Source organism: Lysobacter oryzae DSM 21044, from assembly GCF_059568595.1.
Window position 1 is genome coordinate 148384 of sequence record NZ_JCANTQ010000012.1, and the last position, 11972, is coordinate 160355.

Sequence of the window (11972 nt, forward strand, 5' to 3'; positions counted from 1 at the left end):
GGCGTGCGCCTCAGAACTCAGGACGCCGCCACCGCCCGAGCGCCGCGGCGAGTTCGTTGCCGGGCACCGGTGGCGAGATCAGGTGCCCCTGCGCCATGCCGCAGCCCAGGTCGGCGAGCATCTGCCAGTCCTCCACCGTTTCCACGCCTTCGGCGACCACGTCGAGCTGGAGCTTGCGGGCGAGGTCGAGGCTGGCCTCGATCACCGCGCGCTTGCGCGGCTGCTTGTGCGCGCCCGAGACGAAGCCCTGGTCGATCTTCAGTTCGGTGAAGGGAATCTGCGAGAGCTGCGCCAGCGACGAATAGCCGGTGCCGAAGTCGTCGATCGACAGGCCAAAGCCCTTCAGCCGCAGGCGCGCGAGCACGCCCAGGCCGCGCGCCGCGTCGGCCATCACCGAGCTCTCGGTGATCTCCAGCACCACCTCGTTCGGCTCGACGCCCTGCTTGCGCACGATGTCCTGGTAGCGGTCGGCGGTGCCCTCGTCGGCGAGCGAATGCGGCGAGATGTTGATGGCCAGCTTCAGGCGCATGCCCTGCTGGTCCCAGTGGCGCTTCCAGCGGCACGATTGCGTCAGCATGTGGTCGGTGAGGTCGCCGACCAGGCCCTCGCGTTCGATCAGCGACACGAAATGCATCGGCCGCACGATGCGGCCGTCACGGCGGCGCCAGCGCGCGAGCGCCTCCACCGCGACGGTGCGGCCGTTGCCGAGTTCGACCTGGGGCTGGAACCACGGCTCGATCTCGTGGTTGGCCAGCGCCTCGCGGATCGCGCCGGCGCTGACCTCGACGATCTCGACGTCGTCGTACGCGTGCAGCTCCTCGTCGTAGCCGCCCAGGACGCTGGCGAGCTTGTCGCGGGTCAACGGCTTCTCGACGCTGCCGAGCACGCGCAGGCCGTAGGCGCGGGCCATGGTCTGCACGGTGTTGAGCAGGGCCGGATCCAGGGCGCTGGCGACCACGACCGCGCGCGCGAGCTGGCGCTGGGCGACATGGCCGATGAATTCGATGCCGTCCATGCCCGGCATGTCCAGATCCACCACCAGCACGTCCGGCGGCTGGCCGTTGCCTTCGAGCAGATGCAGGGCGCTGTGGCCGTCGGCGGCTTCGATAACCTCGCCGATGCCCAGGTCGGTCAGCAGGCGCAACGCCATGCGGCGTTGGAAGCCGTGGTCCTCGACCACCATCACGCTCAGTTCCGACAGGGACATCCGGTCCGCCCTCCCCAGTGAGCTGGCCCTGCCGCGCACCGCGGAGCTGCGGTGCGTTCGGTCCCATTTCAGCCGGGGCCACTGTAGCCCCGGGGAAGCCCATGCGCGACTGCCTGCGCTGCGGCGGCGGCGCTACGCCCTGCGTCGCGCCGGTTCATCCTTCAACGGTTCAGGGCCACGCCGGCGGATTGGCCGCCCACGCCGCCTGCACCTCGGCGAGGGTGGCGCGTTCGCTGTCGCGCCAATCGGGCAGCAGGCGCGGGAAGTTGGCCGGGTTGCGCCACAGCTGCGGCTCGGTGCGCACCGCCGCGGCGTACCACTGCAGGGCTTCGTCCTTGCGACCGGCCGTCCACAATCCGAGCGCCAGCGTCGGCGGCACCCAGCTCGCGGTGACGCGGCGGGCGACGACCAGCTGCTGCCACTGCGCCAGCGCACCGGCCGCGTCGCCGCTGCGGTAGAGGTCCCAGCCGTAGTTCCACAGCACCGGGCGCCACAGCGCATCGGTGCTGCCAACCCGGCTGAGGGTGCGGGCATACAGCTCCTTGCCCAGGTCGACCCGACCCTGCTCCATGGCCAGGTGCGCGAGCTGCGCGTGCTCGGCCTTCGCGCGCGGATTGCGCTCGATCGCCTTGAGCAGCTTCTGCGCGGCGACATCGCCGGTGTCCTTGATCGCCACGACCGGACGGGTGGTGGCGGGATCGGCATCGAAATAGAACTCGGCCGGCTTGGGCAGGGCCTGGGCGCCGGCGGTGCCGGCCGCGACCAGGCCTGCGACGAGCAGGCACAGCGTACGGTTGATCATGTTGGAGGCCCCCTGTGCGGCAACCATCCTACCGCCGCCGTCCGGGCCCGGCATGTCCCGCGGCAGGGGCGACTTTGCCGAAATGGGCGGTCGGACACGGGGAATTCCTGACTGGGGCCACGGCGGGGTCGCGCCCCGGGCGGGCGCCGGATGTGCGGACCCGGCGGTCATCGCGTTCCTCCCGGGTCCCGCAGGTCCCAGTGCCGCCCGGGTGGGACCGCGCCGGCTGCTACAATTCCGAGTCTTTGCTCGGGACTTTGCTCGCGGCCGCCTCGGCCGTGAGGCGCAGTGCCGGGCGCCCTGCAGCCATCCGGCCCCCGCCGCACGAGCCACCCCCATGACCAGCACTGCCGAACTCAGCTCGCCGTCCTCGGCGAACACGTCGCTTACCAACTCGGTGGTCGATCCCGACTACACCCTCGAGCACAAGTACAGCCGCGTCGAGGGCCGCATCTACCTGAGCGGCGTGCAGGCGCTGGTGCGCCTGCCGCTGATGCAGCGCCTGCGCGACCAGGCCGCCGGCCTCAACACCGCCGGCTTCATCTCCGGTTACCGCGGATCGCCGCTCGGCGGTTTCGACATGGAGCTGTGGCGCGCGCGCAAGCACCTGGAAGCCTCCGGCGTGAAGTTCACCCCGGGGCTCAACGAGGACCTCGGCGCGACCATGGTGTGGGGTTCGCAGCAGACCAACCTGTTCCCGGGCGCCAAGGTCGATGGCGTCTACGGCATGTGGTACGGCAAGGGTCCCGGCGTGGACCGCTGCGGCGACGTGTTCAAGCACGCCAACGCCGCCGGCACCGGCAAGTTCGGCGGCGTGCTCGCGCTCGCGGCCGACGACCACGCGTGCCGCTCCTCGACCCTGCCGCACGGCTCCGAGCACGAATTCGTCAGCGCGATGATGCCGGTGCTCAACCCGGCCGGCGTGCAGGACATCCTCGACATGGGCCTGGTCGGCTGGGCGATGTCGCGCTTCACCGGCCGCTGGGTCGGCTTCAAGACGATCGCCGAAACCGTGGAATCCTCGGCCTCGGTCGACGTCAATCCGCTCGCGCTCGACATCGTCATCCCCACCGATTTCGAGCTGCCCGAAGGCGGCCTCAACATCCGCTGGCCGGATCCGCCGCTGAACCAGGAAATGCGCCTGCACCAGTACGCGGTGAAGGCGGCGCAGGCCTTCGCCCGCGCCAACAGGATCGATCGTCTCGTGATCGATTCGCCCAACGCGCGCCTGGGCATCATCACCACCGGCAAGTCCTACCTCGACGTGCTGCAGGCGCTGGAATACCTCGGCCTCGACGCGCGCGCCTGCGCCGACCTCGGCATCCGCGTGTACAAGGTCGGCATGACCTGGCCGCTGGAACCGGTCGGCCTGCGCGCCTTCGCGCGCGGCCTGCAGGACATCGTCGTGGTCGAGGAAAAGCATGCCTTCATCGAGAGCCAGATGAAGGAGTCGATGTACAACTGGGACGGTGGCAACCGCCCGTCGATCGTCGGCAAGTACGACGAGAGCGGCGAGTGGATCCTGCCCTCCACCGGCGAACTCACCCCGGCGCGCATCGCCGGCGTCATCGCCAAGCGCATCCAGAAGTTCCACAACAGCGAGCACATCGAGAACGTGCTGCGCTGGATGGCCGAGAAGGAATCCGAGCTGGCGCTGCCGCGCGCGCAGTTCCCGCGCGTGCCGCACTACTGCTCGGGCTGCCCGCACAACACCTCCACGGTGGTGCCGGAAGGTTCGCGCGCGCTGGGCGGCATCGGTTGCCATTACATGGTCACGTGGATGGACCGCAGCACCGACACCTTCACCCACATGGGCGGCGAAGGCGTGACCTGGGCGGGCCAGGCGGCGTTTACCGACACGCCGCACGTGTTCCAGAACCTCGGCGACGGCACCTACTTCCACTCGGGTTCGCTGGCGATCCGCCAGTCGGTCGCCGCCGGCGTCAACATCACCTACAAGATCCTCTACAACGACGCGGTCGCGATGACCGGCGGCCAGCCGGTCGACGGCACCCTGTCGGTGCCGCAGATCGCGCACCAGGTGCGCAGCGAAGGGGTCGACACGATCGTGCTGCTGTCCGACGACATCGCCAAGTGGAGCAAGCGCGAACTCTTCCCGTCCGGCGTCGAGTTCTTCGACCGCAAGGAACTGGACGCGGTGCAGAAGCGCCTGCGCGAAGTGAAGGGCGTCTCCGTCCTGATCTTCGACCAGACCTGCGCCACCGAGAAGCGCCGCCGCCGCAAGCGCGGCAAGATGGTCGACCCGCAGAAGCGGGTGATGGTGAACAGCCTGGTGTGCGAAGGCTGCGGCGACTGCGGCAAGAAGTCGTTCTGCGTGTCGGTGCTGCCGAAGGAAACCGAGTTCGGGCGCAAGCGCGAGATCGACCAGTCCAACTGCAACAAGGATTACAGCTGCGTCAACGGCTTCTGCCCGAGCTTCGTCACCGTTGAAGGCGGTGGTCTGAGGAAGAAGAAGGGCAGCAACGCCAAGGATCGCCTCGCCGACCTGCCGATGCCCTCGCTGCCGTCGCTCGACCAGCCCTGGAACATCCTGCTCACCGGCGTCGGCGGCACCGGCGTGGTCACCATCGGCGCGCTGCTGGGCATGGCCGGCCACCTCGAGGGCAAGGGCTCGACCGTGCTCGACCAGACCGGCCTGGCGCAGAAGGGCGGCGCGGTCACCACCCACATCCGCATCGCGAAGACGCCGGCCGACATCCACGCCGTGCGCATCGCCGCCGGCGAGGCCGACCTCGTGCTCGGCTGCGACATGGTCGTGGTCAACGACTACTGGGTGCTGTCGAAGATCCGCAGCGGCCGCAGCCACGTCGTGCTCAACAGCTACGAGGCGATGCCGGGCACCTTCACCACGCGCCCGGACATGCAGTTCCCGGCGACCGACATCGTGTCGGCGATCAGCAAGGCGCTGGGCACCGGCGAACAGGCCGCCGACAAGCTGCACGTCGTCGACGCGACCCAGCTCGCCACGGGGCTGCTCGGCGATGCGATCGCGACCAACCTGTTCATCCTCGGCTACGCCTGGCAGCAGGGCCTGGTGCCGATCGCGTTCGATTCGCTGATGCGCGCGGTCGAGCTCAACGGCGCGGCGATCGAGATGAACAAGACCGCGTTCGCCTGGGGCCGCCTGGCCGCGATCGATCCCAAGGCCGTGGCCGAGGCCGCCGGCCTGATCCGCAACGCGCCGACCGCCGCCGAAGCCACCCCGCACGAGCTGCCGCTGCTGAAGGCCGGCGAGTGGGAAGGCCACGAGTGGGGCGCCAACGCCGCGCCGCTGAAGACGCGCGACAGCGACGAACTGCGCCACGTGCCCGCGCACGGCAACGACAACGTCGCGTTCCTGCCGCTCGACGACGCGCGCCTGTCGCGCTCGCTCGACGAGCTGGTCGCGCGCCGCATCGCCTTCCTCACCGACTACCAGGACGCGGGCTACGCCCGCCGTTACAGCGACTTCGTCGCCAAGGTGCGCGAGGCCGAAGAGCAGCGTGCGCCGGGTTCCACCGACCTGACCGAAGCCGTGGCGCGCTACGCCTTCAAGCTCATGGCCTACAAGGACGAGTACGAAGTCGCGCGCCTGTACACCAGCGGCGACTTCCAGAAGAAGCTGGAGCAGCAGTTCGACGGCGACTACAAGCTCAAGTTCCACCTCGCGCCGCCGCTGCTGGCGAAGAAGGACGCGCAGGGCCGCCTGATCAAGCAGGAATTCGGCCCGTGGGTGTTCACCGCGTTCAAGTGGCTGGCCAAGGCGCGCCGCTTCCGCGGCACCGCGTTCGACATCTTCGGCCGGACCGAGGAGCGCAGGATGGAGCGCCAGCTGATCGTCGATTACTTCGCCATGGTGGAAGGCCTGCTCGGCAAGCTCGACCGCGGCAACGTCGACCTCGCCGCCGAGATCGCCTCGATCCCGGAACACATCCGCGGCTACGGCCACGTCAAGGAAGAGCACCTGCACAAGGCCAAGGCCCGCGAGGCCGAGTTGCTCAAGGAATGGAACAACCCGCTGCGGATCGTGAAGGTCGCCTGATCCAACGCAGGCGCGATCGCTGAAAAGCCCCGCTTCGGCGGGGCTTTTTCTTTTCCGGACCACGCTACGGACCGACGCGATCTACCGCCGCCACACCAGCGTGCGGTTGTTCGCCGGCATGGCAAGGTCGGCGGCCAGGGTCAGGCCAATGCCGCGCGCCAGCGCATCCACCGCCTCGAAGTCGCGGAGGCCCGAACGCGGATCGCCCCCCTTCAGCCAGCCGTCGAACTCGCGATTGCTGTCGCTGGTGTAGGCACCGCCGTAATTGAACGGCCCGTACACCGCGATCACGCCGCCCGCGGACGCGAGCACGCGATCGACTCCGGCGAAGAAGCGCTGCACTTCCGGCCAACCCATGATGTGCAGGGTGTTGGCGCTGAACACCGCGTCGTAGGCCGCGTCGGGCCAGGGGCCCGTGACGTCGAGTGCGATCGGCGGCGGGGTGTTGGTCAGCGCGGCTTCGTCGAGCCACTGGATGATGCCGGGCAGGTTGGCGGCAACGTCCGCGCACTGCCAGGTCAGCCATGGCATCGCCGCGGCGAAATGCACCGCGTGCTGGCCGGTGCCGCTGCCGATCTCGAGCACGCGCTGGTGTCCGCCGAACCACTCACGCAGCACCGCCAGGATCGGCTCGCGGTTGCGGTCGCAGGCCGGGGCATACGGCTTGCTGTGGGCTGCAGCCGGCATGCCTAGACCCGCCGGCCGCTTTCGCGCATCAACTGGTCGAAGCGCTCCCAGCGCAGGCGCCGCCGGTACACCTTGTTGGTCGGACGCCATTCCACCGCGCCCTTCGACACCAGCAGGGTGCCGAAGCGAACGCCGTCGCGCCTGACCACGAATTCGATGTCCTCGCGCCCCAGGGCGCGTTCGGGAACGCTGAAGGTGACGGTGTGCGCCATGACGCTGACTCCGCGAAGCGGGCGGTCGTACCCGCCCCCGGCAATGTAGCGCCGCGCCGTCGCGCCGGCGTCGTCGTGCGGTCGCGTTGGCACGATTCGTGGGGCGCCGTGTCCACGCAGGCGTTCGCGCCATCGTGACCCGCGGTAAACGAACCCGATGCCAGACTTCGGGCTCCTTCCCCCGGGAGTCGCGCGCATGTTCCGTCCTGTCCTGCCCCTAGCCGCAGCGCTGCTTGTGGTCCTGAGCGCATGCAAAACCACCGAACCCGCGAGCCAGGCCTCCACCGACGCCGCCATGCCCGCGGATACCCAGTCGGCCTCGACCACCACGACCACCACCAGCGAAACGACCACCACCAACTCCGCGGCAAGCGGCTGCAACGCCGACGCCGCGCGCAGCGCGGTCGGCCAGATCGCTTCGTCGGAAATCATCGACCAGGCACGCATGGCGGCCGGCGCCGAAACCGCGCGCACCCTCAAGCCGGGCCAGGCGGTGACGATGGAGTTCAACGGCAACCGCCTCAACCTGGACGTGGACGCCGGCAACAAGGTCACCAACGTCCGTTGCGGGTGACGCACAGCGTCCGAGTTCGCGGCGGAGCCGGGGCCGAAGCTGCCGCACTGGTTCCGTCGCCGCCACGCAAGGACGCCGGCGTGGGTGAAATGCCTGCTTTTCCGGCGGTTCCGTCGCGTTTCCGCGGCTGGCACCGTACTTGCATGATCTAGGCGCATGCGGCGCCCTGTCTGGATCATCGTTGCCCTGCTCGCCTTCGGCCTGTGGCTGTGGGCGCAACCACGTCCGCCGCTCCCGGCCGGCGCCGGGACGGCCAATGGCCCGGCCGTGCAGCTGCCGGCCCCCGCGCCGCGCGCGATCGATCCTGCCGAACCGGCACCGCGGACCGGCGCCCGCCATCCCGCCGCGCTGCCGCCGGAGGCGCACGCGGTCCTCGACCGCATCGCGCGCGGTGGTCCCTTCGACTACCGGCAGGACGGCGGCGTGTTCCAGAACCGCGAACGCCTGCTGCCCGCGCAACCGCGCGGCTACTACCACGAGTACACGGTGGCGACGCCCGGCTCGCCCGACCGCGGCGCGCGCCGCATCATCACCGGGGGCCAGCCCCCGCACGAGTATTGGTACACGGATGATCACTACCGCAGCTTCCAGCGGTTCGAGGTGTCGCCATGATGGCGATTGATGTCCGCGAAGTACTGGCCGATCCCGCGCAGGGCGGCGCCTACTTCGTCGATGCGCGCGAGAGCGGGCCGCTGTCCGACGCCGCGCGCGCACTCGACTTCACCGTGGTGCCGATCGACCTCGGCCACAGCGTGGACAAGGCCAGCGTGCTGCAGCGCTTTGCCCAGGCCTTGCGCTTCCCGTCGACGTTCGGCGGCAACTTCGATGCGCTGGCCGACAGCCTGGGCGACCTGTCGTGGCTGCGGGCCGATGGTTACGTGCTGCTGATCGAGCACTCCGACGCGTGGCGCCGGGCCGACGACGACAACTTCGCCATGCTGCTCGACATCCTCAACGAAGCCGCGGCGAGCTGGGGCGACCAGGGCGTGCCGTTCTGGGCGCTGATGCTGTTGCCGCAGCAGGAACTGGAGAAGCTCGCGATCTGACCCCGCTCAGGCGCGGTCGTCGATCCCCTTGACCCCGGCCTCGCGCGCGCAGTGCGCGCAGCAGTAGTAGCGGCCGTTGTGTTCGGCGCCGTGGCCGATGATCCGGCATCCGCAATGCGCGCAGGCCGGGGCCAGCGCGTGGATCGCGCATTCGAACGAGTCGAAGGTGCCGCGCCCGCGCGGCCCGTCGATGGTGAAGGCCTTGTCGTAGTCGTTGCCGCAGACGTCGCAACGGGCCATGGCACAGCTCCTGGCGGGAGCTCGAGTGTCGTCCCGCGCGCGTGAGGCATGCGTGGTGCGCGCCCACGACCGCGCACCCGCGGGCCTTCCACCGCGCGTCAGGCCGGTTGCGGCACCGCCCGCGGCGCGCGCGCGAAGCGCCATGCCATGCCCAGCGCGACCACCAGCAGCAGGCCGGCCGCCCAGAACGGCGCGCCCGGCTGGTGCGCCGGCGCATGCTTGCCGATGAACCAGGCGAAGATGCCGGTGTAGAACGTCGGCGCCAGGATGCCCGCCAGGCTCATCAGGCTGCTCAGCGCGCCCTGGATCCGCCCCTGCACGCTGCGGTCGACCTGCTTGGTCACCAGCGCCTGGGTCGCGGGCATCGCGAAGCCCCAGAACGCCATGATCGGAATGCCCACCAGGAACAGCATGCCGGTCGGCGCCCAGCCGTAGATGCCGAAGCCGACGATGCCCGCGCACAGGCCGAACAGCAGCGCGCGGCGCTCGCCCCAGGCGGCGACGGCGTGCTTGACCAGGCCGGCCTGCACGATCACGCCGCACACGCCCACCAGCGCGAGCACGTTGCCGACGGTTTCCGGCTTCCAGCCGTAGCGGTAGTCGGCGAACAGCACGAACACGTTCGGATACACGTAATGGGCGAAATTGATCAGGAACACCACGGCGGCCAGACCCCAGATCTGCGGATGGCTGCGCAGCAGCTTGAGCGAGCCCAGCGGATTGGCGTGGCGCCAGTCGAAGCGCGGCGAGCGGTGTTCGCGCGGGTGCGACTCGGGCAGCACGAACCAGCCGTAGACGAAATTGCACAGCGCCAGGAATGCCGCGCCCCAGAACGGGAAGCGCAGGTCGATCACGCTCAGCCAGCCCCCCAGCGCGGGGCCGATGATGAAGCCCAGGCCGAACGCCGCACCGAGCATGCCGAAGGCCTGCGCGCGCTTGTCCGGCGGGGTGATGTCGGCGATGTAGGCGTTCGCGGTGGTGAAGCTGGCGGAGAAGATCGCCGAGATCACCCGGCCGACGAACAGCCACGGCAGCGAATTGGCGAGCGCCATGAAGATGAAGTCGACGCCGAGGCCGAAACACGACAGCAGGATCACCGGGCGGCGGCCGAACCGGTCCGACAGCGTGCCCTGGATCGGCGCACTGATGAACTGGATCGCCGAGAACACCAGGCCGAACCAACCGATCCAATGCGCGGCGTCGCCATAGTCGCCGCCGACGAACTGCTTCACCAGGTGCGGCAACACCGGAATGATCAGCCCGAACGCGAGGATGTCGATCAGGACGGTGACGAAGATGAAGATCAGCGCGGCCTTGCGCGCGCCGGCGGGGGATTCGGTCACGGATGTCGGTTCGAGGCAGTGCGGGCGCGGAGTTTAGCGCGGCCGCGTACCAGGGGCGCGAAGCCGCGGCGGCGATGGTGCGTGCATTGGCAAGCTGAGGCGCGGTGGATGCTTTGCGATTGCCACCCGCATGCACATGCAGCCGTGACCGCCGGCCGTTAATCTGTTGCTCCGCCCCAGTTCAAGGAGAGAGTCGTGGCGAACAAGCGCATCGAATGCACCGTAACCGCCTATGCCTGCCCGATCGCGGGCCGGACGGTCCATATCCGCCGTACCTGGAGCACCGCGGCCGACGGCTCGGCCTGTGCGCATTCGCGCTGCGACCAGCAGGACCAGTGCGTGTTCGCGCGGCGCGCCGGCGCGGCCTACATGCCGTAACGGCCGGGGCGGCGTGTCCGCCCCTCAGTGCGCGGGCGGCGGGCGCGAATACAGATCGATGATGTCGCCGATCGCGTCCTGGCAGACCTGGCAGAAGCGCTCGGTGCGGCTGAACATCGTGCACTGCATCTGCGAGCGGTAATAACCGCTGGCCTGGTAGTTCGCGCCCTCGAACGCACCGATCAGGTCACGGTTGGGTTGGCGCGCGATCAGTTCGTCGGTGAACTTGCGCTCGGCGGCGAACAGCGCGCTCATCTCCGACTCCGGCCGGTTGGCCTTGCGCAGGGCGACGCGTTTGGCCTGGTAGTCGCGCTGGTAGGCCTCGTACTCGGCCTTGGGCCACGGTGTCGGCAGCGGCGTGGTCGGGGCGACGTGGCGCTTCCATTTCAGGTTGGCCGGGTCGAGCAGCGCGGTGACGTTGGGCTCCCACGGCTCCGGGCGTTCCTCGCCGGACGCGTACGCCACCGGCGAGGTGTAGTACTCGTCGGCGAGCGCGGCGAAGTGGTGGCCGAACTCGTGCACGAACAGGTAGTTCGCCCAGTCGTTGCTGGCCGCGGCGGTGCTGAACTGGCCGAAGATCCCGCCGCCGCCGTAGGTCTCGTTGTTGACCAGGATCTCGATGAACTCGTTCGGCGCGTACTGCGCCAGCTCGCGCAACGCGCGATTGTCGAGCGTGAGCACGTAGCGCTCGCTGCCGAAGATGTCGTAGCGCGCACCCAGCGCGGACTGGTGGAAGGTTCCGCTCGAGGGCCGCGATACGCCGGATTCGCGCGTCGGCACGGCGAGCGCCCACACGTTGAAGTCCCGTTCGCGCTCGCGGAACGGCGACACGCTGAACAGATGATCGACAAGGCGGCGCGCATCGGCTTCGAACTTGCGCAGTTCGGCCTGGGTGTAGCCGTCGCCGAGGATCAGCAGGTCGACCTTCTGCGCGGACGGGCCGCTGTGGCGGATGGCGATGGGCTTGGCCGGCGCCGGGCGCTGCTCGCGCTCGACTTCCATTGCCGCCGGATCGATGTCGGTGGACCACACCACCGAGAATTCGTTGCGCTCGTCGCGCTGCAGCACGCGCAGCTTCACCGGCTGGGCCGGCACCGGGAAGCGCAGCGATTCCTGGAAGCCGCGGCTGCGCTTGAGCGCCTCGTCGGTGGTGCGCCATTCGCCGAAGATCGTGCTGTAGCCGCGCGAATACAGCACGCGGTTGCTCTTCGGGTCGACCACCTCGAAACGGTTGAGGCCGCGGTTGCTGTCGTCCAGCGGCCGCTCCGGGTTGCCCGGCCACGGCAGCGGCTCGACCACCACCCGATCCAGCGCGTACTGCTCGGTCAGCGCATTGCCGGTGTGCAGCAGGTCCACGCGCAGCGTGCGCGGCGGCGCGGCGTGTGCCGGCGCGAGGACGGCGAGCAGCAGCGCGGCCAGACCCCAGCGGGCGAGCATGCGC

At 69.5% G+C, this 11972-nt stretch carries 12 protein-coding genes; 5 read left to right on the forward strand and 7 right to left on the reverse strand.

All coding sequences use genetic code 11. The annotated features are described in order from the left end of the window. Nucleotides 1–10: 10 nt before the first annotated feature. Together BP05_RS11140 and BP05_RS11145 are read right to left on the reverse strand one after the other, a co-directional pair. Entirely contained in the window at nucleotides 11–1207 is a 1197-nt protein-coding gene (locus BP05_RS11140; RefSeq protein WP_496363398.1) for an EAL domain-containing response regulator, read from the reverse strand. Between the two features lie 169 nt (nucleotides 1208–1376). Next, nucleotides 1377–2009, reverse strand: a complete 633-nt coding sequence (locus BP05_RS11145; RefSeq protein WP_496363400.1) for a tetratricopeptide repeat protein — start codon at nucleotides 2007–2009, stop codon at nucleotides 1377–1379. 337 nt (nucleotides 2010–2346) lie between these two features. Here BP05_RS11145 and BP05_RS11150 point away from each other — a divergent pair, with 337 nt between their 5' ends. Further along, nucleotides 2347–6051, forward strand: coding sequence for an indolepyruvate ferredoxin oxidoreductase family protein (locus tag BP05_RS11150; RefSeq protein WP_496363402.1), 3705 nt, complete (start codon nucleotides 2347–2349; stop codon nucleotides 6049–6051). 81 nt (nucleotides 6052–6132) lie between these two features. On the opposite strand, the gene BP05_RS11155 is transcribed toward BP05_RS11150, so the two are convergent. Together BP05_RS11155 and BP05_RS11160 are read right to left on the reverse strand one after the other, a co-directional pair. Next, nucleotides 6133–6738, reverse strand: coding sequence for a DUF938 domain-containing protein (locus BP05_RS11155; protein WP_496363403.1), 606 nt, complete (start codon nucleotides 6736–6738; stop codon nucleotides 6133–6135). 2 nt (nucleotides 6739–6740) lie between these two features. Then, nucleotides 6741–6950, reverse strand: a complete 210-nt coding sequence (locus BP05_RS11160; protein WP_496363405.1) for a hypothetical protein — start codon at nucleotides 6948–6950, stop codon at nucleotides 6741–6743. A 196-nt stretch (nucleotides 6951–7146) separates the two neighbouring features. Between BP05_RS11160 and BP05_RS11165 the strand changes: the two genes are divergently transcribed. The 3 genes from BP05_RS11165 to BP05_RS11175 all read left to right on the forward strand — a co-directional run bounded on the left by BP05_RS11165 (nucleotide 7147) and on the right by BP05_RS11175 (nucleotide 8570). After that, a complete protein-coding gene (locus BP05_RS11165; RefSeq protein WP_496363407.1) occupies nucleotides 7147–7524 on the forward strand; it encodes an I78 family peptidase inhibitor in 378 nt (125 codons plus the stop codon). 156 nt (nucleotides 7525–7680) lie between these two features. Further along, entirely contained in the window at nucleotides 7681–8136 is a 456-nt protein-coding gene (locus BP05_RS11170; RefSeq protein WP_496363409.1) for a guanyl-specific ribonuclease, read from the forward strand. Further along, nucleotides 8136–8570: a barstar family protein gene (locus BP05_RS11175; RefSeq protein WP_496363411.1), complete on the forward strand. Its 435-nt coding sequence runs from the start codon at nucleotides 8136–8138 to the stop codon at nucleotides 8568–8570. The genes BP05_RS11170 and BP05_RS11175 overlap by 1 nt, the downstream gene beginning before the upstream one ends. Nucleotides 8571–8576: 6 nt before the next feature. Here BP05_RS11175 and BP05_RS11180 read toward each other — a convergent pair whose 3' ends face one another. Both BP05_RS11180 and BP05_RS11185 read right to left on the reverse strand, forming a co-directional pair. Beyond that, complete coding sequence (locus BP05_RS11180) at nucleotides 8577–8810, reverse strand: metallothionein (protein ID WP_496363413.1); 234 nt, start codon at nucleotides 8808–8810, stop codon at nucleotides 8577–8579. Between the two features lie 98 nt (nucleotides 8811–8908). Further along, complete coding sequence (locus BP05_RS11185; protein WP_496363415.1) at nucleotides 8909–10153, reverse strand: TCR/Tet family MFS transporter; 1245 nt, start codon at nucleotides 10151–10153, stop codon at nucleotides 8909–8911. A gap of 195 nt (nucleotides 10154–10348) precedes the next feature. Here BP05_RS11185 and BP05_RS11190 point away from each other — a divergent pair, with 195 nt between their 5' ends. Next, the gene (locus BP05_RS11190; protein ID WP_496363417.1) at nucleotides 10349–10531 is read left to right on the forward strand and encodes a hypothetical protein; all 183 of its coding nucleotides are present in this window, start codon (nucleotides 10349–10351) and stop codon (nucleotides 10529–10531) included. Between the two features lie 24 nt (nucleotides 10532–10555). On the opposite strand, the gene BP05_RS11195 is transcribed toward BP05_RS11190, so the two are convergent. Further along, nucleotides 10556–11968: a M64 family metallopeptidase gene (locus tag BP05_RS11195; protein WP_496363418.1), complete on the reverse strand. Its 1413-nt coding sequence runs from the start codon at nucleotides 11966–11968 to the stop codon at nucleotides 10556–10558. Nucleotides 11969–11972: the final 4 nt, after the last annotated feature.